The organism is Bradyrhizobium guangxiense, assembly GCF_004114915.1.
Taxonomy (GTDB): domain Bacteria; phylum Pseudomonadota; class Alphaproteobacteria; order Rhizobiales; family Xanthobacteraceae; genus Bradyrhizobium; species Bradyrhizobium guangxiense.
The window spans coordinates 3885363-3910053 of sequence record NZ_CP022219.1 but is presented as its reverse complement, the minus strand read 5'-3'; the positions used below and the strand labels follow the sequence as shown (position 1 = coordinate 3910053).

The window sequence follows — 24691 nt, the reverse complement described above, 5'->3', positions numbered from 1 at the left end:
GGCGGAGAGCCCACGCGGGGATGCGGGGGGCGGAGCGCGGCCAATGCCCATCTTTCGGTATTTCACGTTTGTCGGTGGAGCTCTGCTCGCACTGCTATTCGCAGCAGACTTTGTTCTGCCATCGCAACCGGTTGCGCAGGCCGTCGCCACGGTAGGCAATGATCAGCCGCTGATCCGGATTCGCTCCGACCGCCACCTGCCCGAGCGTGTTGTGCTCGACACAACCCAGCCCACGATCGTACCGCCTGCGGTGAAGACCGCCGCCGTCGTTGCGCCTCAGCCGCCGGTGCAGGATGCCACGTCTGCAGCTCTCGCCGAGATGTCGGCCAAGGCCCGGGTGCGCGAGACCTTCGCCCAGTTCACGCCGGCCCCCAAGTCCGACGCCACTGCGGCGAAGAAGGCGGACGCCAAGCCGCAGGTTCAGGCCCAGGCCCAGCCTACTCAGGCGCAGCCGCCGAAGCGCAAGGTCGTCAGGGCGCATTCGGTGCCGCAACAGCAGGACCGGCCGATGATGGTGGCGCAGCGCCCGCAATTCGGCTTCTTCGGCAACACCTGGTAAGAACGGCACCGCCCCGCTTCGAAACGAGGCGGGAAGGGCTTTTTATTCGTCGGTCTCTCTGCTAATTCCAACCCATCCGAACGCCGCTCGGTGCGCTGGCCTCAGCCGCGATGCGGTGTTTTCCCGATTGTTGCCGATCGGGCCCAGGCGCTCGTAGCTCAGCTGGATAGAGCATCGGATTTCGATTCCGAGGGTCGGAGGTTCGAATCCTTCCGAGCGCGCCAGCTTCCCTGTCCCGGATATGTTCCGAACCGGCGCTGAGGCCGAGCCACCGTCGCAAGGGCCGCGTCAGTCGGCCTGACGGCAACCTCCTTGCCGGCCGCGTGCCAGCGTGTCGGACGGCGCCTCGTGGAAGATTGCGCGGTAGGCTGCGGCAAATTCGCCGAGATGATGGAAGCCCTGGGCACGCGCGCACGTGGCGACGGTAGCGCCGCCGCCCTTCAGGAGGCGAGCGCGGGTCGCCCACAGCCTCTTGAGACGAATGTATTGATGCAGGCTCATGCCCCGCACCTTGCTCACCGCGCCGCCGAGCGTCCGGATCGAGACACCGAACTGGCTGGCGAGATCGGCGGGGTAGATCGGCGCGGTGGGATAGGCTGCGACGTAATCGTCGATGCGCTGCACGAGCTTGATCGCTCGCTCGCCCTGGGCCGAGGCGCGCAGGTCCAGCATCGGATCAATCCGAAACAAATCGTCAAGCGCGAGCAGCAGGCCCTCCTGGAGATGCGCGGCCACTTCGGTGGTCTCGAACAGGAGCGGCTGCACCGAGGCGGTGCGCAGGATATCGAGCAGGAGTTGCCGCGCGTGGAGCAGGGCGGGCCGGTTCGCAACACGGGCCCGCAAGCTGTCAGAGCGATCGAACCAGTCCCGGTCTTTCAGCTCGGGCGAGAAAATGATCATCGCATGATGGTTGGTCTGAGGCTCGACGAAATGGCATTCGTCGTTGCCGCGGAGCGCAACGAAGAAACGCGCATCGAGATCCAGTCCCTTGAAGTTGACCTGGAGGTCGTCGGTCATGGACAGGATCACCATCCCGCCTGGCATCCGATAGGCGGTGTCGAGGATGCGCGCGAACGATCTCATCACGATGATGCGGCACGCCGGCAGGGAGACGGCGGCGCGGGCCGCGGCGAAGTTCGGAATGTCGAGCGGAATGCTTCTCGCGTCTTCCATCGTCTCAACCGGCCGAAACGCATCGACGTCGGCAAAGCCGATCAGCTGAAGCGCGGAGGAGGGGGCGAAGGCGTCGAACAACATGGATCTGGCGGCTGCTGAAATGGGACAATCAAATGAACGTCGATGTACCGCCATCAATGGCGGAACATCGCGTTTCAGTAAATCGAATTTCAGGCCGTAGTATTGCGGACATCATGCCATGATGTCCGTCCGATCAATGTCACCGTCAACGTTCTTGGCTCATCGGTTTTCCGGAAGCGAGGTCGATGAAGTGCAGCCGTGCAGGCGGGACAGGCAAAGGACGCAAAGCTGCGTCCTTCGATTTTCTCCTGCTTCTCCAGATGCGTCTGCACGTTCATGCCCGTCTGAGGACATCGAAAGACGATCAACTCGGCCATCGTGGTAAAATGACGGTGTGGGCGGCTTTCGCTTTGATCTAGATCAGTTTTGGAATCGCTCCAGGCCGGCGACGACGGGGCAAGACGTGATCTCGCAAAAGCGAAGGGGCCCGAAGGCCCCTTCAGATGTCACCAGCGGCGATAATAGCCCGGGCCATAATAACCATAATAGCGCGGCCGATAATACCGTGGGCCGTAATACGGCCGCGGACCGTAATACCCATAATAGTTCGGACGCCACCAGCAGCGCCCCCAGGCGTCGCAGACCATGCGGACCTGCTCGACGCCGGAGAGCTGCGATGTCGCAGGCGCGGGCGCGATGGGCATGGCGGACGCCGGCGATGCCGCCAACGCGCCAAACACGGCACCGAACAGGCCTGCGCCGACGAGGCCGATCTTGAAAGTCATGATGTCTTCCTCCGCTTACGGAAAGCAGGATATCGAAGATGTTCTGCTCAAATTGTGGCGGAGCCGAAATGTAATTCTGATGAACAGATTTTCAGCCAATCCGGGCCTCTGCGCCTTTGGCGGCACGGCCCATGTGCTTGCCGCCAACCTTGATCCTGCGCAATTCGAAAGTCTGCGTCGGCTCATAGTGTTGCTGGCGTGGCGGCAGCATGGTGCTTGCTGCGGGACAAGGTGAACTGGATGCGAGTCATTCCAAATCTGTCGATCTCGCCGGAGAAGGTCTTCTTCGTCATTTCGAAATCGCGCCGGTCCGACAACGAGGCGGCCGGAGGCGGCGTCGTCCTGGACTTCGGCGACGATGACATGAGCTATGGCCGCGGAGGGCGCGGCGGGACCACCGACCGTGCGGAGCTCGCGGGCTTTATCCGCGATCTCAATGTCGACGAGCAGATCGATCTCGTGGCGCTGACCTGGCTTGGGCGCGGCGACGGTGATCTCTCCAATTGGCGCCAATTGCACACCCAGGCCGCGCAGGCGCACAACCAGCGCACCGCGTCCTACCTGATCGGCACGCCAATGCTCGCCGACTATCTGGAGGAGGCGATGGCGCAGTTCGGCAAGTCCTTCGAGGAATTCGAAGAACATCTCTGATGCCAGCCGCGGCGTCCAAGAGTTTCAAGGAGAGTGGCAATGGACAAAATGAGAATCGACAAAGGCGACTGGCTGGTCGTGTGCGACGGGCGCAAGGCGCTCATTCTGGAAAACCTCGGCGACGAGATGTTTCCGAACCTTCACACCAAGGAGGTGCACGAGCAGCCCAATCCCTCGACCAGCGCGCAAGGAAGCGACGCGCCGGGGCGACTGCACGCCGCTGCCGGCGGGGCCCGCAGCTCAGTCGAGCAGACCGATTGGCACGACGAGGCCGAGCGCGCCTTTCTGCGAAGCCTGGCCGGCCGGCTCGATGCCGCCATCAGCTCGGGCGAGACCACAGCCCTGACCATGGTGGCCTCGCCCCGCGCGCTTGGCATGATCCGCGCCGATTACTCGGACGTCGTGCGCAAGGCGATTCAAGGCGAGGTCGGCAAGGATCTCGTCAAGATGCCGGTTCACGAGATCGAGAAGCAATTGCTGCGCTCGGGCGCCGCCAAATAAGGGCGCCCGGTGCAGACGCTCCGGCGCGCCTCAGTAGCAGGGGTGCCGGCGGCGGTCCTGGCCAACATAGACGGCCGAGCTCTGGTAGCAGTGGTTGGTCGACGGGCCGTCGTAATAGGCGAAGGTGCCGGGGGTGATACCGGGCCCGTAATTGTGCACATAGCTGATCGGGTAGGGCAACGGGTTGATGTAAGTGCGGTGGTGCCGGTGGTGGCCCCCCGCCTCCGCAAGGCCAGGGGCTAGGATTGCAGCCGACAGGGCTGCAACCGCGGCTACAAGCTTGAACTTGCTCATCTCGATTCTCCGGAACCCGCGCGAATAGCACCCTTCTATAGCCATTTCGAGCCCCCGGGGCACCGGTCCTATGCCCGGAAATCCGGGCTAATCCCGCAGATTTCCGGCCGGGTGTGACAGAATTGCCGGATATGCGGTCGAAGGCTGCCTATTTTTGGCCTTTTCGAGATGCTTAACGAATTCCCCACACAAGTATGACCAAAGACTATTCGGTTAAGAATCCTGTCGCCGGCCTGCTGGGGTCCTTCGAGGCCGGTCCATTCCTGAAGGCTGCCGCCGTCACCTCGCCATGCGCATCACGCTTCTGAGCCTGCTGTCGCTCTGCCTCGTCGCCGCTACGCCGGCGCGGGCCGAGCTGCATATCACCCGCGACCACGGCGGCTATGTCGAGGAATACAAGGCCAAGTACAAGCGCGTCCGCGAGAAGGGCGAGCGCGTCATCATCGACGGCATCTGCAATTCGGCCTGTACGCTGGTGCTCGGCATCGTGCCGATGAACAAGATCTGCGTGACGCCGCGCGCGAGCCTCGGCTTCCATCAGGCCTATTACGACAAGGCCTTCACCTTCGGCATCAAGGTCACCAGCTCCGAGGGGACGTCCGACCTGATGTCCTACTATCCCGATACGGTGAAGGACTGGATTCGTCGCAACGGCGGGCTCACCACCGAGATGAAGAAGATCAAGAATGGCGTCGAGCTCTGGAAGATCGTCGACCCCTGTCCGGAAGAATGGTGAGCGGCTGAGCTGAGCCGCCGGCGCCCGTCGCAGCGCAGCATCGCCCGGCCGAAATTCGCATTGCCGCATAGTCCCCGGTGGGGCAATGAGGACGGCAATGAATCATAATCAAGAAGCCCTGACCGCCCGCGCCGCGCCGATCCTGTTCGTCCTGCTCTGGAGCACCGGATTCGTCGGCACCAAATACGTCGTCAACAACGCCGATCCCTTGACCTATCTCGCCATCCGCATGGCGATCGTGGTCGGCCTGATGGCGATCATTGCCGGCCTCGCACGGCCGAAATGGCCGGACCGTGTCGGCATCGCGCACAGCGCGGTCGCCGGCATCCTCGTCCATGGCTTCTATCTCGGTGGCACCGCGATCGCGATCGCGCATTCGATTCCGGCCGGGCTTTCTGCGCTGATCCCGGGCCTTCAGCCGATCCTGACCTCGACAATTGCCAATCGCTGGCTCGGCGAGCGGGTGACGCCGCTGCAATGGGCGGGGCTGGTGCTCGGCCTCGGCGGCGTCGTGATGATCCTGCACAACCGTCCCATGACCGGCGAAGCCGGGCTTGGCTGGCTCGCCTCGGTGGTCTCGCTGATCAGCATCACGCTCGGCACGCTCTATCAGCGCCGCTACTGCAACCAGATCGACTGGCGCGCCGGCAATCTCGTGCAATATGTCGCTGTCACCATTTTCTTCGCGATCGGAGCCTTCCTGTTCGAGGACCGCGTGGTGCACTGGACGCGGGAGTTCGTGCTCGCGCTCGCCTGGCTCGCCGTGGCGCTCTCGATCGGATCGATCGGGCTGCTCTACTGGCTGATCCGCCACGCCGCGGCAACCTCGGTCGCGAGCCTGTTCTATCTGGTGCCGGCCGTGACAGCGCTGATGGCCTACGTGCTGTTCGGAGAGAAGCTCGATGCGCTGGCGATTGCCGGCATGGCGATGTGCGCGGCCGCGGTGTTCGTCGTCAACCGGCGCGCCTAGGCTGACGGGGCAGCGAGGGTAGGCCTCGCCGCACAGATCTCCGGACGCACTCGCATCCGGAGACCCGGTCTCACGCCCCGATCAGCGCTTCGCCTTCTTGGCCTTCTTCTTTGTCTTTGCCTTCTTGGTAGACTTCTTCGCCTTCTTCGCGGTGGTCTTGGCCGCCTTCTTTGAGGACTTCTTGGCGGCCTTCTTCGAAGACTTCTTCGAGCTCTTCTTGGCTGCCTTCTTCGGCGCTACTTTCTTTGCGACCTTCTTGGCGGCCTTCCTGACTTTCTTGACCGCGGTGACTGCCGCGTCCTTGGTCGCTTCCACGGCAGTGGTGATCGTCTCCATCGCCTGTTCGGTGATCGGCTTGTCGTCGTCCATGTCGTCCCCCACAGTTTGACTGCGTTGGTGACGATAGCGGGTTTCGAAATTGAGTCAAAGCCGCGCTCAACCTTTGCGGATCGTCGTGTAGGCAGCGAGCGCACGCTCGCGCCCTTTGGCATGATCGACGATCGGCTGCGGATAGGTCTTGCCGAGCGTGATGCCTGCGCTCGCAAGCTCGATCGGCGTTGCCTGCCAGGGCCGGTGGATCAGCCTGGCCGGCATGTCCTCCAGCTCCGGCACCCAGCGCCGAACGTAGGTTCCATCCGGATCGAACTTCTCGCCTTGGAGCTGCGGGTTGAACACGCGGAAGTAGGGTGCAGCGTCGGCGCCGCAGCCGGCGACCCATTGCCAATTGGCGGGATTGCTGCCGGCGTCCGCATCGACCAGCGTGTCCCAGAACCAGGCTTCGCCCTCGCGCCAGTCGATCAAGAGGTGCTTGACCAGGAAGGAGGCGACCACCATCCGCACCCGGTTGTGCATCACGCCGGTGTGCCAGAGCTCGCGCAGGCCGGCATCGACGATCGGATAGCCGGTGCGGCCGCGCTGCCAGGCAGCGAGCGCCTTGGCGTCGCGCTTCCAGGGGAAGCCGTCGAAGTTCGTTTGCAGGTTTGCGGTGGCGAGGTTGGGATGGTCGTGGAGCAGGTGGCGGCAGAACTCGCGCCAGCCGAGCTCGCTCAGGAACTTTGCGATGCCCGGCCCGAGTGCCGGATCATCGTCCGTGGCAAACCGCGCCGCGTGCCAGATTTGGCGCGGGCTGAGCTCGCCGAACCTCAAATGCGGCGAGAGCCCTGAGGTGCCGTCGCGATCCGGGCGATCGCGATCGCCGACATAGCGGCGCACAGTGTGGCTGAGGAAGTCGCGCAGGCGCGCTCGTGCGGAGGCCTCGCCCGGGGTCCATGCCTCGCGCAGCCCGCCTGCCCAATCCGGCTTGCTCGGCTCCAGTCGCCAGCTCTCCAGCACGTCACCGGCGATATTCGGTGCAGGGCGCAGCTGCTTCGGAGCAGGCAGCGGTTTTGGCGGATCGCCGAGCGACAGCAGGCGCCGCCAGAATGGCGTGAACACGCGCAACCCGCGGCCGTCCTTGGTACGGATTACCGAGGGCGGGACAAGGAGGTCGCCGGGAAAGCTTTGCGAGCCGATGCCGAGCCTTGCCAGCATCGCCGCGAGCTGGCTCTCGACAGCTCGATGCGGCGCTTGCGCGATCTCATTCCAGTAAACGGCACGGGCGCCGCTCTCGCGGGCGAACTCGCCGATGACCTTGGCGGCCGGTCCCTTGCGCAGGACGAGCGACCCGCCGCGCGCGGCGATTGCGGCCCCGAGCGATCGTAGCGACTGCGCCAGCCACCAGCGCGTCGCGGCGCCGGGCGCCCGCCCGGCGGTGTCGTCGACGACGAACAGGCAGAGCACTGGCGCACCGGTTTTGGCGGCGGCATGCAGGGCGGGATGGTCGGACAGACGAAGGTCGTCGCGGAACCAGACGATGATGGGGGGCGCGCTCGGCGTGGTCAGGGGGAGTCCTCGTTTACGATTTGGAAAGCATGTGGGCGGGGACGGTGCGAACCATCGTTAATTTTACCGTAAGTCAACTGCACGAATATGCAGGAATTACGGGGGTAGTTCCATTCATGTCCAAAGCACTGACTGGGAAGTTCTTGTCGCAGTTCAAGCTGGGCACGAAAGCGGTGCTGTGCGCCGTGCTGCTGATCGCCGTGAACACGGCGCTCGTGGTTGGCGCCGGCTATTGGTCGCTGACGTCCGCCTTCAATGACCGCGCACTGCGCGACATCGAGGTCAACCTGCGCACGCTGGCGTTGGCCTTCACCGAAACTGTCCCATCCGCCAAGGTCACGATGCGGGATGGTACGGTGGTGCGCGCCCAAATCCCCAAGATGCCCGATCTTGGTGATCACGCCATCGTCGACCGCGCGGTGTCCTATGTCGGCGGCAATGCGACCCTGTTCGTGTTCGACGAAGCGAGCGGGCAGTTCGTCCGCCGCTCCACCAACGTGAAAAAGGAAAATGGCGACCGTGCCGTCGGCACCCAGCTCGCCGCCGATCATCCGGGGCAGGCGCCGCTGCGCCGTGGCGAGGCCTACAGGGGTCCGGCGACGCTGTTCGGCAAATCGTTCATGACCGCCTATTTCCCGATCGTGGACGGCAGCGACAAGGTCGTCGGCATTCTCTATGTCGGCATCCCCATGATGCAGTACGAGAGTATGCTGGCCCACGCGATCGAGAGCATGGCGGCGGCCGCCGGCCTTGCCGCGCTTGTGGTGCTGGTCCTGACCCTGCTGGTCGTGCGCCGCGTCACCCGTCCGCTCACCTCGGTCACCCGCTCGCTCACCGCGCTTGCCAACGGCCAGAGCGACGTCGCAATCGAGTGCGAGGATCGCGCCGACGAGATCGGCGAGATCGCCCGCACGGTCGCGGTGTTCAAAAGCAATTCGCTGGAGCGGGCGCGCCTGCGCAGCGAGCAGGCGGCGGCCTCGGCCGCAGCGGTCGAGCAGCGCAAATCCGACCTGCGCAACTTCGTCGAGGAGTTCCGCGGCAGCGTCGGCGGCATCCTCGACAAGGTGCTGACGTCGTCGGGCGAGTTCGAGCGCGTGGCGCGGCAACTGACCGACGTCGCACGCTCCACCGCCGACCTGTCGGCGCAGTCCGCCGGCGCTTCCGAAAACGCTTCCGAGCACGTGCGTTCGGCGGCGTCGGCCTCCGACGAGCTGTCTCAATCGATTTCCGAGATCACGCGGCGGGTGCAGGAATCCAACGAGATTTCCGCCGCGGCGGTCCGGCAGGCCGAGGCAACCGACCAGCGCATTGCGCAGCTCTCTGACGCCGGCGCGCGCATTGGCGACGTCGTCAAGCTGATCACCTCGATCGCCGAGCAGACCAACTTGTTGGCTCTGAACGCCACCATCGAGGCCGCGCGCGCGGGCGACGCCGGCCGCGGCTTTGCGGTGGTAGCCCAGGAGGTCAAGACGCTGGCCGGCCAGACCGCAAAGGCGACGGACGAGATCTCGAACCAGATCGAGAGTATGCAGCTCGCGACCGAGGAGTCGGTTGCCGCCATCAAGGCGATCAGCCAGACCATCGAGCGCATCAGCGGCATCGCGGGCTCGATCTCGGCTGCGGTCGAGCAGCAGAAAAGCGCGACGCACAACATCGTGTCCAGCGTTCGCGCCGCGGTGTCGGGCACGGCCGATGTTGCCGTCAACGTCCGCCAGGCCGCCAAGGGCGCCAGCGAGACGGGCGAGACGTCGAGCCGGATGTTTGCCTCCGCCCAGGCGCTGTCGGGTGAGAGCCTGCTTCTCAAGGCCGAGGTTGACGGCTTCCTGGAGCGCGTGCACGCGGCTTGATTGTTACCGTCATTCCAGGACGGTCCGAAGACCGAACTCTGGTGCGCAATTGCGCACCAGAGAATCTCGAGATCCCGGGTTCGCGCTTCGCGCGCCCCGGGGATGACTTCTTGCGGTCGCCATGCGCGACCGCCGAAAAAGTCATTTCGGCTGCGGCACGATGCGGATGTAGGGCTTCGGCTCTTTCCAGCCCTGCGGGTAGATCGTCTTGGCCTCGTCGTTGGAGACCGAGCCCGCGATGATGACGTCGTCGCCCTGCGACCAGTCGGCCGGCGTCGCGACGCGATGCTTGGCAGTGAGCTGGAGGGAGTCGATGACGCGCAGGATCTCCTGGAAGTTCCGGCCCGTGGTCATCGGATAGACCAGCACCAGCTTGATCTTCTTGTCCGGCCCGATGACGAAGACATTGCGGACGGTCTGGTTGTCGGCAGCTGTGCGCTTGAGGGGATCGCCCGAAATGGCAGCCGGCAGCATGCCGTAGAGCTTGGAGACGTTGTAATCGGTGTCGCCGATCATCGGATAGTTGGGAGCTGCGCCTTGGGTCTCCTTGATGTCTTCAGACCATTTGGCGTGGTTGTCGACCGGGTCGACCGAGAGGCCCATCAGCTTGACGCCGCGCTTGTCGAATTCCGGCTTCAGCCTGGCGAGCGCGCCGAGCTCGGTCGTGCAAACCGGCGTGAAGTCCTTGGGGTGAGAGAACAAGAGCGCCCAGCTGTTGCCGATCCAGTCGTGGAACTTGATCTTCCCTTCGGTGGTCTCGGCTTCGAAGTCGGGTGCGGTGGCGCCGATCGGAAGTGTCATGATTTTACCTCATCGCGTTGAATTTACTGGGAAATTCGTCTCTGGCCGTCCGCCTGATTATAGGGGCCTTGCAAGACCAAGTGAACGCCAACTGAACCGGCTCAAGTAAAATGTGAATTTCTTCCCTGAAGGGCCGATTTTCTAGCAACTTATTGTTACAGCGGCACCTGCGGCGAAACAGCTCCACCCGGGCTCACACGGTCTCGCTCGCCCCGATAATGCCTTTTATGACTTCCATCACGCTGCCCGTCGCGAGCCAGAACCAAAACGGTCCTGACAGCGACCAATTGGCAACCATCTAGAAAAGTCGCGACCCCCGTATCGAATCGTTAACCACCCCTTTACGTCGGCATGAAAATGCTGACCGGTCAGAAGAAATCTGGAAGTGAACTATGTCTGCCGCTGCGCCTAAATCTGTTGAGTCGTCGTCCCTCGAACCGTCCTGCCGCGATACCGCGGCTCATGCACTCTCCATCGTGCGCGACGGCGTGATCACGGGCGAAGGTCCGACCACCAAGGGAAGGGTGCACTTCTCCCGTTCGCTCGATGCCGATGACACCGCCTGGTGCACGCGCATCCTGACCGCCACTGCCGTCAACGACCAGCCGGTCAGCCGCGCGGAAGCTGAAGTCCTGTTCGAGATCAACGAGGCCGCGACCGAACGCACCGATGGTGGCCGCTTCGACGACCTGCTGGCGAAGGCCGTTGCCCATTATGCCGCAAGCGCCTCGGGCCTGAAGGTGCCGCCGCGCAGCGTCGCGCTGTCGGCCGACACCGACATCGAGAGCTGGGCGCCGTCCTATGCCTCCAAGGTCAATGGCGAGATGCTGGAGTGGATCGCCGGCCAGATGCGCGGCAAGCGCCACAACAACCGTCGCCTGATGGCGATGGTGGCGACCTTCCTCGGCGCCACCGCGCTGCCTCTGGCAGGCCAATTGCCGAACGTGTTCGACATCGGCATGTGAATTCGCGCCTCTCGCGAGGAGGATCTGAGCGGCGGGGTTATTTCCCCGCCGTTTTTTGTTTGCCGCTATCAGGCTCGAGGCCCAGCGTGCGGCCGGGGAAACCGGCGGCATCGAAGTAGCGCTGGTTGCCGACACGCTGGGCGTTGAGCACGGTCTCCAGACCGTTCTCGGCCTTCTTCTTCGATCTCTCGACCATCTTGAACGCCTTCGGCACGACGCCGTTGGGCAGCGCCTCCGACATCACCCGGCCGACCAGGCCGCCGTTCTGCGAGGCGCGCAGGTCCATGAGATGGGCCGCGGTCATGCCGACATCGGCATTGCTGACCGGGAGCTCGTCGACGAAGCCGGCTTTGAAGTCCGGGCCGATGGCGGCCATGAAGTTCATGGTGTCGCCCCGGCTGAAGCTGCCATGCATGCCCTGGCCCTGGCGCAGCACGGTGTCGGCGACCTGCACCGAGCAGTTGGTCGGAGCCTCGCCGCAGGCGCTGGCATAGGAGCGGAAGTTGACGACGATCGACGGTGTCGGCGTTGCGGCCTTGCCGCGCAGGTTGATGCTCGACAGCGGCAGCGTGCCCGGGAAGCGGCCGAGTGAGTCCTCGACGAACAGGCCGGAGACGTAGTCCTGCTCGAGCAGCGCCTTGATGGTCCTCGCCGCCAGCTTCTTGTCCTTGTTCGGGAGATAGACGAGGTCGGAGCCGCCATTGGTGGCGACGACGAGATCGGGCTTGGTCGGATCGCTGCCGAGCACGCCGTTGCCGGCCTTCGGATGCTTGTTGCCTTCGACCTTCGCATTCTTGTCGTTGGGATCGAACAGCGGCAGGTCGAGCGCCTTGGCCAGGTCGAGCGCCAAAAAGCCCATCGGCAGGAAGTCCTTGGGCGTGTCGTCATAGCTGACCTTGGCCGACGGGCTGGTCTTGCTCTCCTTGGAAATGGTGGAGAAGCCGTGGTCCGCCGAGACGATGATGTTGGTCGAGGCGGCGAGCCCGAGCTCGTCGAGCGCCTTGCGGAGCTGGGCGAGGTTGGTGTCGGCGTTCTTGATGCCGGCCATCGAGGTCGGCCCGTTGATGCCCGGCATGATCTGGTTGAGGCTGTCGCCGGTGTTGTGCTGGCTGCCGTCGGGGGCGCGCGACCAGAACACCAGCACGAACGGCTTGTTGCGCGCCTTGAACATCGGCAGCACCACCTTGGTGGCGACGTCGGCGAAATAGGCCTGCTGGGCGACGTTGGCAACCGTGGTGCCCGGCGTCTTGGCATCGCCCGCCTTGGAATTATCGCCGCGCGGCGGCGTGGCGGTGGGCAGGCCGGCCTTGGTCAGCGCGTCCTTCACCTCGTCCGATAGCGCCACCCCGTTCTTGCCGCCGGTGGAATCGTCGAACACGATCGAATGCTGGCCAGCCTTTTCGGGCTTGTCGGTGTGGTCGAACTGGTAGGTCGGGCCGACCTTGCCGATTGCCGCGGTGCTGAGGCCCTTGCCGCGGGCCATCTTCAGAATCGTCTCCTCGTTGAGATAGTCGCCCTTGAAATGCTCGTCGATGTCGCCGAGCACGGCGTCGTTCTCGATGAAGGGGACCACTGTGTCGCCCGCCGGGGCCGAGGTGTAGTTGGTCCAGATCGTGTTGGAGAACACGCCGGTATCGCCGAGGTAATGGCCGGTCGACATCGCCGAGCCATTGGCCATGGTGAAGGTCGGGAAGAGCGAGTGCGGGTTCTTGAAGTTGACGCCCTTGTCGCGGACTTCGGCCATTGCGGGGGCCGTCTCGGGGGTGACCTTCAGCGCGCGCAGACCATCCGGGATGAACAGGATGAGATTACGGGGGGTGTTGTTCTGGGCGGAAGCAAGTCCGGTGGACAGCACTGTCAGTCCGGCGGACAGCAACAGCAGTGAACGGCGCATGGAGGTCTCCTGGCGGTGAGGCGGCATGGCCGCCGACCGCGGCCCCCGGTTCGTTTAGTTTCGGTGGGTGACAGTTTTGTTACAAGAGCGGCTGCCGATGCAAGAGGGCCGGGAAGGGGATGGCGTTACTCTCGCGTCCCCGGCGCGATAGTTCCGAAATTCAGGAGGCTGAATATCCTCGGCCGCATGCGTTGACCGTCGGCGCGGGTGTTTTGCCCGCCAGTCACCGCAACAGATTGCGGCCGCGACGTTCAGTCCGTCGCGGTCTGCACCCCCGGACTTTGCGCGGGGGCCTGAGCGGGCTTTGGGGCGGGCGGACGGCGGTCGGCCCTGGCAAGATTGCGGCGCAGCGACAAGGGGGCGGCATGCAGGGCAAACGCGATCGCGATCTGCGTTCGGTTCTGGAGCCGGTACTTGCGCATGATGTTGCCGATATGCGCCCGCACCGTGTTCTCCGAGATCTTGAGCTCGTAGGCGATGTTCTTGTTCTGCAGCCCTCGCGCGATCAGCATCATCAGCTCGCGCTCGCGCGGTGTCGGTGTAATCGAATCCTTCGGATCCGGGCTCATGATGCGCTCCTCCCTGGTCTTCGGGCTGAATTGGTCGCCTCCGGCATCTTCTCACTCCGTCTTGAGTGCCTCGATTGGGCTGAGCTTGGATGCCTTGTGGGCGGGATAGAAACCGAAGATGAGACCGGTCGCGATCGAGAAGGCGAGGGCAAGGCCGATCGCCTGACCGTCGATCGAGGTGACCCATCCGGCCATCCGGGCGACCGTCATCGAGAGCGTGACGCCGCCGGCAACGCCGATGGCCCCGCCGAGCAGGCAGAGCACCAGCGCTTCACAGAGGAACTGCAGACGGATGTCGCGCATCCTCCCGCCCAGCGCACGGCGGATGCCGATCTCCCGCGTCCGCTCGGTGACCGACACGATCATGACATTCATGATGCTGATGCCGCCGACCAGCAGCGAGACCGAGGCGATCGCGACGAGCAGCAGCGCGACGGTGCGGATCGCGCCCTGCTGCGCTTCCATGGCGGCGGCGGGATCCTGGACCTTGAAGTCGTCTTCCTGACCGGCGGGAATACGGTGGCGCTGCCGCAGCAGGTTCTCGATCTCCGCTCGCGCTCCCGCCATCTGTCCGTCGCCGGCGACCTTGGCGATGATGTAGGCGACCGAATCGCGATTGATGTTGCTTGCGCTGCCGAGAAAACGCAGCTTGGCGGTGGCGAGCGGCACGAAGGCGACGTCGTCCTGGGCAGGGTCCTTGCGGTCGAGAACGCCGACCACTTCGAGCGGGACCTTCATGATCCGAATCTGCGAACCGATCGGGTCGTCGCCGGCCGGAAACAGCTCGCGCGCGACCCTGCTTCCGAGGATCACGACCTTGCCGGCGCCCGATTCTTCCGCGCTGGAAAAATAGCGGCCGGCGGCAAGCTGCCAGTCGCGCACCATGAAATGTCCCGTGGTCGTGCCGTTGATCGTCGTATTCCAGTTCTTGCCCTCGTGGATGACCTGCGCCGTCCCGGCGATCGAGCCGGCAGCGGCCTGGATTTCCGGAATCTGCTCGAGGATGGCCTGCACGTCGCTTTCGGTCATCGTCAGCTTGCTGCCGTCCTTGAGACGCACGCCGCCCTGGTAGACCGCACCGGGGTTGATCATCAGCACGTTGGCGCCGATCGAGCGGATCTGCTCCTGCAGACGCAGCTGCGCGCCGGCGCCGATCGCGAACACCGTCACGATGGAGGCAACGCCGATGACGATGCCGAGCATGGTGAGGAAGCTGCGCAGCGGATTGAGGCGCAAGGCGTGCAGAGCGATCTGAAAACCCTGGAGCATCGTCATGGCGCAAGGCTCCGCTTCGGCAGGATCGGAGCCTGCGTTTCGTCGCTGACGAGCTCGCCGTCATGCAGGCGGATGGTGCGGCGGCATTGCGTCGCGATGCCGGGATCATGCGTGATCATCACGATGGTCTGGCCGGTGCGGTTGAGCGCGGCGAACAGGGCCAGGATCTCGGCGCCGGTATGGCTGTCGAGGGCGCCGGTCGGCTCGTCGGCGAGCACGATCAGCGGGGAGGCGATCAGTGCGCGCGCGATCGCGACGCGCTGCTGCTCGCCGCCCGAGAGCTGCCGCGGGAAGTGATGGGCCCGGTGCAGCATGCCGACGGCCTCGAGGCTCGCTTCCGCACGCGCCAGGCGTTCCCTGCGATTGATGCCGCAATAGACGAGCGGCAGCGCGACATTCTCGATCGCATCGTGCCGGGCGAGCAGATTATAGGACTGGAACACGAAGCCGATGCTGCGGGCGCGCAAGGACGACCGGCGATCTTCCGACAGACCGGCGACGTCGGTGCCCTCGAGATAGACGGCGCCCTCGTTCGGCAGGTCGAGCAGCCCGATTATGTTCATCAGTGTCGATTTGCCCGAGCCGGACGGCCCCATCACGGCCGCGATCTCGCCTTGCGCGATGTCGAAGCTGACATTGCGCACCGCTGTCACCGCGATGCCGTCGGTGCGGTAGGTTCTGCTGACCGAGCGGAGGCTGATGAGAGGAGAGGCGGTCATGATCCGAACCTGATGCCGAGGAATTCAAAGCCCGCCGGACGGATCGCCTGGCCGACGGCCACCTGGCTGCCCTCGTCGAGATCGCCGCTCTTGAGTGCGACCTGTTCGGTACCGGCCGCGCCGACCGTCACGGCAATGCGCTGGAGCGAGCCGCTCGCGGTGCGCACCCACACCCCGCTGTGCGTGCCTGCCGGCTCCGGCCGCATGCCGGAGGGCTGGAAGCGCAGCGCAGCGAGCGGCACCTTCAGAACGTCGTCCTGCCGCTCGATCACGATCTTCACCAAAGCGGTCATTCCGGGGAGCAGCGCGCCGTCCAGGTTGGAGGTTGCAAGCACGACGGTGTAGGTGACGACGTGCTGCTGAGTCTGCGGCGCCTTGCGGCCCTGCCGCACCACGGCCTCGAAGCGGCGATCCGGGTAGGCGTCCACCGTGAAATGGGCACGCTGGCCGGGAGCGATGCGGCCGATATCGGCTTCGTCGACCTGCGCGTGGATCTCCATGTCTTCCAGGCGATGGGCGACCACGAAGGTGGTGCGCGATTCCAATCCGACCGCGAGCGTCTGGCCCTCGTTGACGAACCTGCCGACGACGACGCCGTCGATCGGCGAGCGGATCACAGTGCGGTCGAGATCGGCCTGGGCCGCGGCGAGAACGGCCGCCTTCTCGGGCACCGTCATCCGGGCCTGCTGCAGCTCTGCCTCGATGCGGCGGACGTCGGCCTGCGCGCCGTCGACCGAATAGGTGTTGAGGGACACCAGGATCTCGGCCTCGCGCTCCTGGGCCAGACGTGCCGTGAACTCCGTCTGCGCGTCGTCGACCGTCGTGGTCGCCACCACGTTCTGCGATTGCAGCGCGAGCTTGCGCTGTAGGGTCTTCTGGGCCGAGCTCTTGACCGCCTGGGCGCTCTCGAGCTTGGCGGCGAGCACGTCCCGGCTGCCTCTGGCGTTTTGCAGGTCGATCCTGGCGCGATCGAGCTTGGCCCTGGCGATGTCGACCATGGAATTGGCGACCGCCAGCGAAGCCCTGGCTTCGTCGACCTTGGCCGCAAAGCTGCGCGGGTCGATCAAGGCGAGCGGCTGATCCTTGGCGACCGTATCGTTGAAGTCGACATAGACCCGGGCGAGCTGCCCGGACAATTGGGAACCCACCTCGATCGTCTTGACCGGCTGCAGGGCACCCGTGACGGTAACTGTCTGCTCGATGCTGCCGCGCTGGATCGATGCGTAGCGGAACACCGGCGAATCGGGCCCGAATGTCGAGGCTTTCTGCCCGGCGGGCACGAGCAGGCGTCTGGTCGATTCCAAGGCGTGCGACGCCTTGTCAGCAGCGCCCCCGGCCGCGCCGATCACGGCCGGCCCTGCGGCATAAACCGCGGCGAGGCTGCAGGCAGTTCCAAGCAAGGCAATGACTGGCACAAATCGCATATCAAAACCCCGCCTCTTGAAATGGCTTCGTGGCGGCACGGATAGAGATCGCGCTATGGTTGTAATTCCCAAAAGCAACACCGATCGTCAGTATGTCGCCGCCGCCGGGGCGACGGTCGGGTGCGTTTGATGATCCAGTAGTAAAGTCTGCGCAGTGCTACTTTTTGTGATTTGAAGACAGGACATACCGGGCGTATCGATATGACGCGCGCGGTATCGAGCTCGATAAGCCGATTGAACGTCCCGTCTGGTCTGGCCGAAGCGGCCATCCGCGGCGTTCGAGCCGGCACATGGGTGACGATGCCATGACGCAGCCGGTGACACCACGACGCAGGATTGCCGCAGTCTCGATATCGGCCCGCCGCGATGCCGCCGGAGGCGAGGCCGAATCTCTTCGATCACGAAGCCAGATATGTGAACGCCTTCACTCGTCTCAGGCGCGTGTTGGCTCTAAGAGGTCGAACCGGCGGAGCGATGCGCCTCGTTCGACCTCCGCGATTCTATCCAAGCACCTTGATCACGCTTGCAAGAAGAATGGATGGTTCGTTGCTTTTTCATCGAGCCCCAAGCCGGGGGAGCCCGCTGCCCATGAGTTCAGGTCAAGCCACAGTTTATATCGTTGACGACGAAGTCCAGATTCGAACCGCGATCGGAAGCCTCTGCGAGGAGACCGGGCATCAGGTGAAGTTGTTTGCGTCGACCGACGCATTCCTCACGGAGACCATTTCGCCTGGGCCTTCTTGCCTCGTGCTCGATGTCCGCTTTCCCGGCACCTCGCCGACCGGCCTCGAGCTACAACGGCGGCTCGCCGAGACCGGCGTGCCGATTCCGATCGTCTTCATCAGCGGCCATTCCGACGTCCGCGTCTCGGTCGAAGCCATGAAGCGCGGCGCGGTCGAGTTCCTGCCGAAACCCTTTCGCGAGCAGGAGATCCTCGACGCGATCAGGCACGGCATCGAGCGCGATCGCAGGCGGCTCGAACGCGAAGATACCGTGCGTGAAGCCCGCCAGCGCGTCGAGACGCTGACGGCGCGAGAGCGCGAGATCATGCTGCTGATGGCCGAAGGGCTCGTCGCCAAGCAGATCGCGGCGCGGCTCGGCGTGAGCGAAGTGACCGCGAAGGTCCATCGCGCCCGGATGATGCGAAAGCTGGAGCTGCGTACGCCGATCGAGGTGGTACGGCTGATCGACAGCATGGGGCGCAACGCAGAGACGACGCGGACCGGTGCTGGGTAGCGGCGCATCGCGCGGCTTTCGAGCAGACTCCGCGCAACGTCTAGTCCGTACCGACTAGCATGAACTGCAGTCTGTCGCGCAGGCCATGATCGGTTCAGAGTATTCCCACGATGTCAGTCGCATTCAGGACCGGCATCCGAACCCAGTCAAACAACTTGGCCCGAAAGGAATACTCCATGCGCAAATTGTTTTTTGCTTCCGTTGCCGTTCTCGCCCTGTCGTCTGCGGCGCAGGCTGCCAACACGTCGACCGTTCTGCAGATTGGCGTCGTGAACGGATCTTCGGTGAACCAGCAGGGTACCGTGAATGACACTTCGACCACCGCCCAGTTCGGTATCATCAACAACGCCAGCACGATGCAGGGTACGACCACTCCGTCCCTCAACAGCGGCAGCTCGGTAACCCAGGTCGGCGCCTCCAACACTGCCGCCACCGGCCAGGTCGCCCTCTTCAACAACACGAGCTCGATCACGCAGCAGTCGATCGGCGGTCCGCCGAGCAACAGCGCAGCGGTCGGACAGCTTTCCATCATCTTCGGTGCGAACTCGAGCACCGTCGTTCAGCACTAAGTCAGCCCCGTGTCGGCCCGGGCGCGTCCATCGAGCGGCGCGTCTGGGCGATACTCGACAGCCATGTTCGGAATGATCGCGATCAGGTCGCCTGAAGGGGGCGGCAGATCGTTGATACCTTGCGGAGGAAATCACGTGCGCATCAAATTTCTCGTCACGACAGTCGTCATGCTGAGCGCGCTGACTGCTGTCGATGCCCAGGCCGCCAACTCGGTGAGCGTGTTGCAGTTCGGCGCGACCAATACGTCCACCACCAGCCAGAGCGGTGCGACCAACAATACCGCGACGGTCCTGCAATTCGGAGCGACCAACCAGGCGACGGCTGTGCAGATGGGGGGGCTTGCCTCCCTCAACTCATTGACGATCGGGCAGGGCGGCACCACGGCAACTGCGTCGAATACGGCGATCGGCGGCCAGGTCGGGGGTTCCAATACGAGCCTAATCGGGCAGATCGGCGCGACCAACTCGGCTGCATTGGCGCAGCTCGGAATTCTGAACTCATCTACGATTTTGCAGCAGGCTCCTTGATTGCGGATCCATTTTGGTAAGCGAGGCAGGTCATGAGACGTTTTTCAGGCGTCGCCTTTGGCGCATTTCTCACGCTGTATTGCGCAGGCATCGGATCGGCCGGTGCGCAGACCGCTGATATCAAGACCATCGTGTCGGTCGGCGGCCCCCCAGTGGTATTGAATCAGAACAGCCAGCTCAACATGGCGGGCGTATTCATGATCGGCGGCAGCACCAGTGCGACCGTCACCCAGAACGGCACCAACAACGCTACCGGAATCCTGCAATTTGGTGGAACGACGACGGCGTTGGTTGGGCAGACGGGCTCAAACAACCTTGCATTCGTCGGTCAGGCAGGTCAGTCGGCGAGCAGTGTGTTGTCGCAGCTCGGTGCCATGAATACCGCTGCTATCGCCCAGTTTGGCATGATCAACTCGTCCACGGTTGTTCAACATAGTCCGTAGGACGGCTGGCGGTTCACTAGCGTCGGGCAAGCCAAAGGGGAAGACGATGAGGTATGGCAGACAGCTCTTGGTGCTGGCAGCGTTGCTGGCCGCCATCGTTACGTCGACGCCGGCGTCGGCCGGATCTGCCCAGCGCAGCGTGACGAACCGGAACGTCAGCATCGAAACCATCGTGCAGTTCGGCGACAATGTTCAGCCGGTCACGATCGAGGAGAGCAGCCGCATCAATATCGCGCGGGTGATCCAGATCGGCGGCACCGGGACGGTGGATGCGACCATCATCCAGAACGGCACGCGCAACTATGCCAACGTGATCCAGGTGGGCGGCACCACCAATGCGCTGATCGGTCAATCCGGCGCGAGCAATACCGCCGAGATCACCCAGGTCGGCAATTCCACCAACGCGCTCCTGCTCCAGATCGGAGACATGAATACGGGAGCGGTGAGGCAGTTCGGGCGTTTCAACTGGCTGGCGATCTTTCAGTTCAGCCGATGATGGAGGTGTGACATGAGGTTGCTCCTGCTCGCATCCGGAATAGGAGTCATGAGCATGATCGCAGCGGCGCCGGCCGGCGCTGCCGACGGTCACACGACGGTGGTGCAGGACGAGAACGGCACCTCGGTCATCACGCAAAGCGGCGATCCCGCGCAGGCGGAGGTCAAGATCGAGAAGGAGCCCGGGCGCACGACGGTCTATCGCCGCAGCGGCGGTAACACCGCGATCGTGACGCAGGGCAGTGGAAACACGCAGGAAAACATACGGGACATGCTCGACTGGCTGCACAAGCAGCAGGGCCGTTGACGCAACAGGGCCCACCGTCCGCGTAGGACGATGGGCCTCGTCGCGAGCCGCGTTACCAGCGATAGCCGCCGGTCAGCGTGCCGTTGTTGTTGCCGTCAGGGCCGACGTCGCCCTGCGTCGAGCCCGGGGTCGGATGGTTGGTGCCGTTGAGCGCGCCATACGGCCCCCCGACATCAGGATAGTATGCCCGTGGCTGGACCGGCTCGTAAGCGGGGGCGGTGCGGTCCCAACCCCTGCGCGGACCGTTCCAGTCGTAGCCTTGCGCCGAGGCGGCTGCCGTGCCGGCGATGAGTGATGCCGCGATCAGGCAGAGGAGTTTTGACTTGTTCTGCATTGGAGATGCTCCTTGCTCGTGTCGGGGGCCAACGGTTGCGCTGCGGGAGCGTTCCGGACGTAGTCGCGGCGTGCGATCAACTCCGATCAACTGGTTATGAAGATCGAGCTCGTTGGACCGAAGTGTTTGAAATGCGTGGAGAAACCGGGCGTCTTGCCGCACCTGTTCCGCCGTTAATCGCGTGCCTTAACCAATAATTAATTATACGTTTGCGGGTGAGTGACGGCCCGGCCTAGCGTAGCTGCGGGGAGCCGCTTTCGCTTAAGCCCAACGAGTTGGTGCGTATCATGACCTATCGAATGCATGGGGCCTTGCTCGCCTCGCTCAGCGCAGCCGCGCTGCTCCTTAGCCCCAATGACAGTTTTGCCAGACCCGGCGGCGGCGCGCCGCACGGGATGATTGCTGCGCCTTCCGGTGCAATGGCGCGTCCGCCGATCGCGCCCGGCGCCCGGTTCCACCGGCGGAATAATCCCTGGGTCTACTGGCCGGGAGGCGGCGGATTCTTCTACGACAGCGCCGGCTACAGCCAGCCCTTCGCTGATGCGGGGCAGCCGGTCTCCACCGACGTGCGCTACACCTACACCTATGATGTCCCGTGGGACTGGACGCATCGCTTCCCGCCGAACGTCGTGCCGTCCGATCGGCCCTACGTGCCGAGCTGCCCGACGGAGCAGGTGACGGTTCCCGGCCGCGGCGGCAGCGAGCACACCGTCAACATTATGCGCTGCTACTGAGTGGCGCTCTAGCCCAGCTCGAAGCTGGTCACGCCGAAGACGCGGTCGATGCGCAGCGGCGGGATCGCTCCCGTGTACATCCGCGCCGTCTCGAACACCGGCTTTAGCCCCAGCGCTTCTGCGAGCCCGACGGCTTCACGATTGACGGCGGGGACGTCGAGAAACACCTCGCCGCCATCCGTGCCTGCCAGCAGAGCCTGCACGATCGCCTCCGCGGCTGCGCGGTCGTCGGCAACCAGCGGGCCGATCTTGCAGCCGGTGCGGCAGGGCCGGATCACGCCCCATGCGGCGAGCTTGCCGTCACGCCGCAGCGCGCGGCCGACATGGCCTGACGTGTTGATCCAGGTGCGCAGGAAGGTGCTGCGCGGCGCGGGGAAGACCGTGGCGTCGTCGGCTTCCACAAGCGTAAACGGGATCGTGTCGAGCGAGACGACATCGGCAGGCGGCTTCGCGGGGGCGACGATGACGCCGCCATAGCGGATATTGGCGTAGGCGAGCTGGAAGCCCGATTTCCTGTAATTGTCCTGCTGTGCCACGACTCCGTCGAGCCCGATCACGCGCGTGCCCGCATGCGCGATTGCCGCGTTCCAGATGCGCAGACCGTGGCCGGAGCCGCGAAAGCTCTTGGCCACGATGTAGAAGCCGAGGAAGGCGAAACGATCGTCGTAATTGACGCAGGAGACGGTTGCCACCGGTTCGCCGTCGATCTCGCCGACGAAGAAGCCGTGCGCGTCGGGAGCCGCGAAGCAGGCGGCATCGGAACGGCCGGGATTCCAGCCTTCGGCCGCCGCCCAGTCGATGGGAAGCGAGACTTCCTCGGGGCGCAGATTCCGGATCAGCAAATCACTCATTGCGCGTCGCTCATGATGGATGCCTTCGACCATGGACCTGCCGACAGGTCTGGCTGTAGAAGGCCTCATGATAGGCCGAGCCTGCGGCTCGCCTCAACTCAAGGGATGATCAAGTCATGGCAGCAGAGAAGGTTGCGCTCGTCACCGCCGGCGGCAGCGGCATGGGGGCAGGGGCTGCGCGGCGGCTGGCGGCGGACGGGGTTCGCGTCGCGATCCTGTCGTCCTCCGGCAAGGGCGAGGCGCTGGCCGCCGAGCTTGGTGGCTTCGGCGTGACCGGCTCGAACAAGTCCAATGACGACCTGAAGCGGCTCGTCGACGGCGCCATGGTGAAATGGGGACGGATCGACGTGCTCGTCAACAGCGCCGGCCACGGTCCGCGCGCGCCCATCACCGAGATCACCGACGAGCAATGGCACACCGGCCTCGACACGTATCTCCTGAACGTGATCCGCCCGACCCGGCTGGTGACGCCGCTGATGCAGGCACAGAAGGGCGGCGCCATCATCAACATCTCGACCGCCTGGGCGTTCGAGCCCAGCGCGATGTTCCCGACCTCGGCGGTGTTCCGCGCAGGGCTCGCCGCCTTCACCAAGATCTTTACCGACGCCCATGCGGCCGACAACATCCGCATGAACAACGTTCTGCCGGGCTGGATCGACAGCCTGCCGCAGCAAGACGCGCGCCGCGACAGCGTGCCGATGAAGCGTTACGGCAAGGTCGAGGAGATCGCGGCGACGATCGCGTTCCTGGCCTCGGACGGGGCCGCCTACATCACCGGCCAGAACATCCGCGTCGACGGCGGCCTGACGCGCTCGGTCTGAGCGGCGCCTCAATGTGAGGCGACAAGCCGCACCAGCTCCGGCAGGATCTTGTAGCGGGCGATCTCGTGCGGATACTCGCCGCGATTGGCTAGCAGGACGATGCCGATCCGCCGTGCTGGCACCAGGCCGATATAGCCGGAGGCGTTGTTGAGGCTGCCGGGCTTGTCGACGATGGTGACCCCTGGGAGACGCACGGTCTCCCAGGCCATGCCCTGTCCGAATTTTTCGTCGACGCGGAAGACCTCGCGCTGCGTCATCCGCAGCGCCTCGCGCAAATGCGGATCGATCGCGCGGCCGTCGACGCAGGCCGCGGCGAAGACGGCAAGATCCCGGGCGGAGGCGAACATCTGGCCCGTGCCGGGAAAATCGAAATAGCTCTGCTGATTGCCGATCGGGCCAATCGCCATGCCCTGGTCGGAATAGCCCTGGACCACGCGCTGCATCGTGGCCCGGTCCATGACGGCGCGGTTGTCCGGGCCGCGCTCGGGGACGAAAGTGGAGTCCATGGCGAGCGGGCGGAGAATGCGGTGCTGGATCAGCGCATGGATCGGCATGCCGTAGCAGCGCTCGAGTACGAGCTGAAGCAGCACGTAGCCAGCATGGGTGTAGACGCGTTGCCGGCCGGGGGCGACGCCGGGCGCCGGCGTGAAGGCGTTCAGCATGGCGATGAACTGCTCGCGTGTGTACTGTTCGTTCGGCCAGGGCGGATGGTCGGTCGGCAGCAGCAGGCCCGAGGTGTGCGTCGCCAACTGGCCAACAGTGACATTGCGGATGTCGTTGCCGTTCAGCTCAGGCAGGTATTTCGGCAGACGATCGTCGAGCCGCAGCTCGCCACGCAGCGCACCGAGCGCCACGAGTGTGGCCTCGAACGGCTTTCGCAACGAGGCGAGATTGAACAGCGTGTCGGGCGTCACCTTCCGTCCGGTCACATCGTCGGCAAAACCGTAGTTGAAGAACTCGACATGCCGCCCGGCATAGAGGGCTGCGGTGAGACCGCCCGCATGGTCCGGCGTCGCGGTCGGCGCCAGCTCGTTCGCGACGATGTCACGCATCTGCGCGATCATGTCGGAATCCGCGGATGCCCGGCGCGGGCAAAGCGCCATCGCAATCGGAATGAGTGCGGCCCGGGCGAAGAGTCGCCGGGTGATCGAGGAAGAGGTGACAATGGGCGGCACGTGCTGTGGTGAACGATGCTGATGTGCCCCGGATATTGTTTAGCGAGGACGGCGCGATGTCCCAATTCACAATTGCGCGTTGTGGGTTCCGCCTGCCGATTGGCGGATGGAGCGCGAAGATCTCCGGATG

Annotated in this window: 30 protein-coding genes and 1 tRNA gene; 17 read left to right on the top strand and 14 right to left on the bottom strand. The window is 64.4% G+C overall.

Features of this window, described 5'->3' with window-relative positions:
* Window positions 1-43: 43 nt before the first annotated feature.
* Together X268_RS18620 and X268_RS18615 are read left to right on the top strand one after the other, a co-directional pair.
* The gene (locus tag X268_RS18620; RefSeq protein ID WP_128926290.1) at window positions 44-559 is read left to right on the top strand and encodes a hypothetical protein; all 516 of its coding nucleotides are present in this window, start codon (window positions 44-46) and stop codon (window positions 557-559) included.
* 147 nt (window positions 560-706) lie between these two features.
* Window positions 707-783: transfer RNA gene (locus X268_RS18615), tRNA-Arg, on the top strand.
* 64 nt (window positions 784-847) lie between these two features.
* Here the strand turns inward: X268_RS18615 and X268_RS18610 are convergent.
* Window positions 848-1816, bottom strand: a complete 969-nt coding sequence (locus X268_RS18610) for an AraC family transcriptional regulator (RefSeq protein ID WP_164937803.1) — start codon at window positions 1814-1816, stop codon at window positions 848-850.
* A gap of 446 nt (window positions 1817-2262) precedes the next feature.
* Entirely contained in the window at window positions 2263-2541 is a 279-nt protein-coding gene (locus X268_RS18600) for a hypothetical protein (RefSeq protein ID WP_128926289.1), read from the bottom strand.
* Between X268_RS18600 and X268_RS18595 the strand changes: the two genes are divergently transcribed.
* From X268_RS18595 to X268_RS18585, 3 genes are read left to right on the top strand one after another with little or no spacing between them, the layout of a single operon-like run.
* Entirely contained in the window at window positions 2531-2776 is a 246-nt protein-coding gene (locus X268_RS18595) for a hypothetical protein (RefSeq protein WP_128926288.1), read from the top strand. The two genes, X268_RS18600 and X268_RS18595, sit on opposite strands and share 11 nt — an antisense overlap.
* Before the next feature lie 5 nt (window positions 2777-2781).
* The gene (locus X268_RS18590) at window positions 2782-3192 is read left to right on the top strand and encodes a DUF3775 domain-containing protein (protein WP_128926287.1); all 411 of its coding nucleotides are present in this window, start codon (window positions 2782-2784) and stop codon (window positions 3190-3192) included.
* 39 nt (window positions 3193-3231) lie between these two features.
* The gene (locus tag X268_RS18585; RefSeq protein ID WP_128926286.1) at window positions 3232-3693 is read left to right on the top strand and encodes a host attachment protein; all 462 of its coding nucleotides are present in this window, start codon (window positions 3232-3234) and stop codon (window positions 3691-3693) included.
* Between the two features lie 30 nt (window positions 3694-3723).
* On the opposite strand, the gene X268_RS18580 is transcribed toward X268_RS18585, so the two are convergent.
* On the bottom strand, window positions 3724-3987 hold the full coding sequence (locus tag X268_RS18580; protein ID WP_128926285.1) for a hypothetical protein: 264 nt from the start codon (window positions 3985-3987) through the stop codon (window positions 3724-3726).
* Between the two features lie 289 nt (window positions 3988-4276).
* Between X268_RS18580 and X268_RS18575 the strand changes: the two genes are divergently transcribed.
* Entirely contained in the window at window positions 4277-4723 is a 447-nt protein-coding gene (locus tag X268_RS18575) for a hypothetical protein (RefSeq protein WP_128926284.1), read from the top strand.
* A gap of 97 nt (window positions 4724-4820) precedes the next feature.
* Window positions 4821-5693: a DMT family transporter gene (locus tag X268_RS18570; protein ID WP_128926283.1), complete on the top strand. Its 873-nt coding sequence runs from the start codon at window positions 4821-4823 to the stop codon at window positions 5691-5693.
* Between the two features lie 81 nt (window positions 5694-5774).
* On the opposite strand, the gene X268_RS18565 is transcribed toward X268_RS18570, so the two are convergent.
* Both X268_RS18565 and X268_RS18560 read right to left on the bottom strand, forming a co-directional pair.
* The gene (locus tag X268_RS18565) at window positions 5775-6062 is read right to left on the bottom strand and encodes a histone (RefSeq protein ID WP_164937802.1); all 288 of its coding nucleotides are present in this window, start codon (window positions 6060-6062) and stop codon (window positions 5775-5777) included.
* Window positions 6063-6128: 66 nt separating this feature from the next.
* The gene (locus tag X268_RS18560; protein WP_245477959.1) at window positions 6129-7520 is read right to left on the bottom strand and encodes a cryptochrome/photolyase family protein; all 1392 of its coding nucleotides are present in this window, start codon (window positions 7518-7520) and stop codon (window positions 6129-6131) included.
* A 170-nt stretch (window positions 7521-7690) separates the two neighbouring features.
* Between X268_RS18560 and X268_RS18555 the strand changes: the two genes are divergently transcribed.
* Complete coding sequence (locus tag X268_RS18555; RefSeq protein ID WP_128926280.1) at window positions 7691-9421, top strand: methyl-accepting chemotaxis protein; 1731 nt, start codon at window positions 7691-7693, stop codon at window positions 9419-9421.
* 141 nt (window positions 9422-9562) lie between these two features.
* Here X268_RS18555 and X268_RS18550 read toward each other — a convergent pair whose 3' ends face one another.
* Window positions 9563-10222 carry a peroxiredoxin gene (locus X268_RS18550; protein WP_128926279.1) on the bottom strand — a complete coding sequence of 220 codons (660 nt, stop codon included), beginning with the start codon at window positions 10220-10222 and terminating at the stop codon, window positions 9563-9565.
* 392 nt (window positions 10223-10614) lie between these two features.
* Here X268_RS18550 and X268_RS18545 point away from each other — a divergent pair, with 392 nt between their 5' ends.
* Window positions 10615-11187, top strand: coding sequence for a hypothetical protein (locus tag X268_RS18545; RefSeq protein ID WP_128926278.1), 573 nt, complete (start codon window positions 10615-10617; stop codon window positions 11185-11187).
* Window positions 11188-11224: 37 nt separating this feature from the next.
* Here X268_RS18545 and X268_RS18540 read toward each other — a convergent pair whose 3' ends face one another.
* The 5 genes from X268_RS18540 to X268_RS18520 all read right to left on the bottom strand — a co-directional run bounded on the left by X268_RS18540 (window position 11225) and on the right by X268_RS18520 (window position 17068).
* Entirely contained in the window at window positions 11225-13081 is a 1857-nt protein-coding gene (locus X268_RS18540; RefSeq protein ID WP_128926277.1) for an alkaline phosphatase family protein, read from the bottom strand.
* Between the two features lie 251 nt (window positions 13082-13332).
* Complete coding sequence (locus tag X268_RS18535) at window positions 13333-13650, bottom strand: response regulator transcription factor (RefSeq protein ID WP_128926276.1); 318 nt, start codon at window positions 13648-13650, stop codon at window positions 13333-13335.
* A 51-nt stretch (window positions 13651-13701) separates the two neighbouring features.
* On the bottom strand, window positions 13702-14925 hold the full coding sequence (locus X268_RS18530) for an ABC transporter permease (protein WP_128926275.1): 1224 nt from the start codon (window positions 14923-14925) through the stop codon (window positions 13702-13704).
* Window positions 14922-15644, bottom strand: a complete 723-nt coding sequence (locus X268_RS18525) for an ABC transporter ATP-binding protein (protein ID WP_128926274.1) — start codon at window positions 15642-15644, stop codon at window positions 14922-14924. Before X268_RS18525 ends, X268_RS18530 begins: the two co-directional genes overlap by 4 nt.
* The gene (locus X268_RS18520; protein WP_128926273.1) at window positions 15641-17068 is read right to left on the bottom strand and encodes an efflux RND transporter periplasmic adaptor subunit; all 1428 of its coding nucleotides are present in this window, start codon (window positions 17066-17068) and stop codon (window positions 15641-15643) included. The genes X268_RS18525 and X268_RS18520 overlap by 4 nt, the downstream gene beginning before the upstream one ends.
* Window positions 17069-17656: 588 nt before the next feature.
* Between X268_RS18520 and X268_RS18515 the strand changes: the two genes are divergently transcribed.
* The 6 genes from X268_RS18515 to X268_RS18490 all read left to right on the top strand — a co-directional run bounded on the left by X268_RS18515 (window position 17657) and on the right by X268_RS18490 (window position 20646).
* On the top strand, window positions 17657-18304 hold the full coding sequence (locus X268_RS18515; RefSeq protein WP_128926272.1) for a response regulator transcription factor: 648 nt from the start codon (window positions 17657-17659) through the stop codon (window positions 18302-18304).
* A gap of 176 nt (window positions 18305-18480) precedes the next feature.
* Window positions 18481-18873 (top strand): curlin subunit CsgB, encoded by a 393-nt coding sequence (locus tag X268_RS18510; protein WP_164937801.1) that lies wholly within the window; start codon window positions 18481-18483, stop codon window positions 18871-18873.
* A gap of 135 nt (window positions 18874-19008) precedes the next feature.
* Window positions 19009-19401 (top strand): curlin, encoded by a 393-nt coding sequence (locus X268_RS18505; RefSeq protein WP_128926271.1) that lies wholly within the window; start codon window positions 19009-19011, stop codon window positions 19399-19401.
* Window positions 19402-19433: 32 nt separating this feature from the next.
* Window positions 19434-19844 (top strand): curlin, encoded by a 411-nt coding sequence (locus tag X268_RS18500; protein WP_128926270.1) that lies wholly within the window; start codon window positions 19434-19436, stop codon window positions 19842-19844.
* 46 nt (window positions 19845-19890) lie between these two features.
* Window positions 19891-20340 carry a curlin gene (locus X268_RS18495; RefSeq protein WP_128926269.1) on the top strand — a complete coding sequence of 150 codons (450 nt, stop codon included), beginning with the start codon at window positions 19891-19893 and terminating at the stop codon, window positions 20338-20340.
* Between the two features lie 12 nt (window positions 20341-20352).
* Window positions 20353-20646, top strand: a complete 294-nt coding sequence (locus tag X268_RS18490) for a hypothetical protein (RefSeq protein WP_128926268.1) — start codon at window positions 20353-20355, stop codon at window positions 20644-20646.
* Window positions 20647-20698: 52 nt separating this feature from the next.
* On the opposite strand, the gene X268_RS18485 is transcribed toward X268_RS18490, so the two are convergent.
* Window positions 20699-20980 (bottom strand): hypothetical protein, encoded by a 282-nt coding sequence (locus tag X268_RS18485; protein ID WP_128926267.1) that lies wholly within the window; start codon window positions 20978-20980, stop codon window positions 20699-20701.
* A 287-nt stretch (window positions 20981-21267) separates the two neighbouring features.
* Here X268_RS18485 and X268_RS18480 point away from each other — a divergent pair, with 287 nt between their 5' ends.
* Complete coding sequence (locus X268_RS18480) at window positions 21268-21714, top strand: hypothetical protein (RefSeq protein ID WP_164937800.1); 447 nt, start codon at window positions 21268-21270, stop codon at window positions 21712-21714.
* A gap of 8 nt (window positions 21715-21722) precedes the next feature.
* On the opposite strand, the gene X268_RS18475 is transcribed toward X268_RS18480, so the two are convergent.
* Entirely contained in the window at window positions 21723-22565 is an 843-nt protein-coding gene (locus tag X268_RS18475; RefSeq protein WP_128926265.1) for a GNAT family N-acetyltransferase, read from the bottom strand.
* A 116-nt stretch (window positions 22566-22681) separates the two neighbouring features.
* Between X268_RS18475 and X268_RS18470 the strand changes: the two genes are divergently transcribed.
* Window positions 22682-23386, top strand: a complete 705-nt coding sequence (locus X268_RS18470; RefSeq protein ID WP_128926264.1) for an SDR family oxidoreductase — start codon at window positions 22682-22684, stop codon at window positions 23384-23386.
* Between the two features lie 8 nt (window positions 23387-23394).
* Here the strand turns inward: X268_RS18470 and X268_RS18465 are convergent, their stop codons facing one another.
* Window positions 23395-24450, bottom strand: coding sequence for a serine hydrolase (locus tag X268_RS18465; RefSeq protein ID WP_164937799.1), 1056 nt, complete (start codon window positions 24448-24450; stop codon window positions 23395-23397).
* Window positions 24451-24691 lie beyond the last annotated feature (241 nt).

Bases quoted from the DNA above. Each gene is read 5' to 3' on its own strand.
- X268_RS18620 (WP_128926290.1), top strand. From the start codon at position 44: ATGCCCATCTTTCGGTATTTCACGTTTGTCGGTGGAGCTCTGCTCGCA.
- X268_RS18610 (WP_164937803.1), bottom strand. From the start codon at position 1,816: ATGTTGTTCGACGCCTTCGCCCCCTCCTCCGCGCTTCAGCTGATCGGC.
- X268_RS18600 (WP_128926289.1), bottom strand. From the start codon at position 2,541: ATGACTTTCAAGATCGGCCTCGTCGGCGCAGGCCTGTTCGGTGCCGTG.
- X268_RS18590 (WP_128926287.1), top strand. From the start codon at position 2,782: ATGCGAGTCATTCCAAATCTGTCGATCTCGCCGGAGAAGGTCTTCTTC.
- X268_RS18585 (WP_128926286.1), top strand. From the start codon at position 3,232: ATGGACAAAATGAGAATCGACAAAGGCGACTGGCTGGTCGTGTGCGAC.
- X268_RS18580 (WP_128926285.1), bottom strand. From the start codon at position 3,987: ATGAGCAAGTTCAAGCTTGTAGCCGCGGTTGCAGCCCTGTCGGCTGCA.
- X268_RS18575 (WP_128926284.1), top strand. From the start codon at position 4,277: ATGCGCATCACGCTTCTGAGCCTGCTGTCGCTCTGCCTCGTCGCCGCT.
- X268_RS18570 (WP_128926283.1), top strand. From the start codon at position 4,821: ATGAATCATAATCAAGAAGCCCTGACCGCCCGCGCCGCGCCGATCCTG.
- X268_RS18565 (WP_164937802.1), bottom strand. From the start codon at position 6,062: ATGGACGACGACAAGCCGATCACCGAACAGGCGATGGAGACGATCACC.
- X268_RS18555 (WP_128926280.1), top strand. From the start codon at position 7,691: ATGTCCAAAGCACTGACTGGGAAGTTCTTGTCGCAGTTCAAGCTGGGC.
- X268_RS18550 (WP_128926279.1), bottom strand. From the start codon at position 10,222: ATGACACTTCCGATCGGCGCCACCGCACCCGACTTCGAAGCCGAGACC.
- X268_RS18545 (WP_128926278.1), top strand. From the start codon at position 10,615: ATGTCTGCCGCTGCGCCTAAATCTGTTGAGTCGTCGTCCCTCGAACCG.
- X268_RS18540 (WP_128926277.1), bottom strand. From the start codon at position 13,081: ATGCGCCGTTCACTGCTGTTGCTGTCCGCCGGACTGACAGTGCTGTCC.
- X268_RS18535 (WP_128926276.1), bottom strand. From the start codon at position 13,650: ATGAGCCCGGATCCGAAGGATTCGATTACACCGACACCGCGCGAGCGC.
- X268_RS18530 (WP_128926275.1), bottom strand. From the start codon at position 14,925: ATGACGATGCTCCAGGGTTTTCAGATCGCTCTGCACGCCTTGCGCCTC.
- X268_RS18525 (WP_128926274.1), bottom strand. From the start codon at position 15,644: ATGACCGCCTCTCCTCTCATCAGCCTCCGCTCGGTCAGCAGAACCTAC.
- X268_RS18520 (WP_128926273.1), bottom strand. From the start codon at position 17,068: ATGCGATTTGTGCCAGTCATTGCCTTGCTTGGAACTGCCTGCAGCCTC.
- X268_RS18515 (WP_128926272.1), top strand. From the start codon at position 17,657: ATGAGTTCAGGTCAAGCCACAGTTTATATCGTTGACGACGAAGTCCAG.
- X268_RS18510 (WP_164937801.1), top strand. From the start codon at position 18,481: ATGCGCAAATTGTTTTTTGCTTCCGTTGCCGTTCTCGCCCTGTCGTCT.
- X268_RS18500 (WP_128926270.1), top strand. From the start codon at position 19,434: ATGAGACGTTTTTCAGGCGTCGCCTTTGGCGCATTTCTCACGCTGTAT.
- X268_RS18495 (WP_128926269.1), top strand. From the start codon at position 19,891: ATGAGGTATGGCAGACAGCTCTTGGTGCTGGCAGCGTTGCTGGCCGCC.
- X268_RS18490 (WP_128926268.1), top strand. From the start codon at position 20,353: ATGAGGTTGCTCCTGCTCGCATCCGGAATAGGAGTCATGAGCATGATC.
- X268_RS18485 (WP_128926267.1), bottom strand. From the start codon at position 20,980: ATGCAGAACAAGTCAAAACTCCTCTGCCTGATCGCGGCATCACTCATC.
- X268_RS18480 (WP_164937800.1), top strand. From the start codon at position 21,268: ATGACCTATCGAATGCATGGGGCCTTGCTCGCCTCGCTCAGCGCAGCC.
- X268_RS18475 (WP_128926265.1), bottom strand. From the start codon at position 22,565: ATGAGTGATTTGCTGATCCGGAATCTGCGCCCCGAGGAAGTCTCGCTT.
- X268_RS18470 (WP_128926264.1), top strand. From the start codon at position 22,682: ATGGCAGCAGAGAAGGTTGCGCTCGTCACCGCCGGCGGCAGCGGCATG.
- X268_RS18465 (WP_164937799.1), bottom strand. From the start codon at position 24,450: ATGATCGCGCAGATGCGTGACATCGTCGCGAACGAGCTGGCGCCGACC.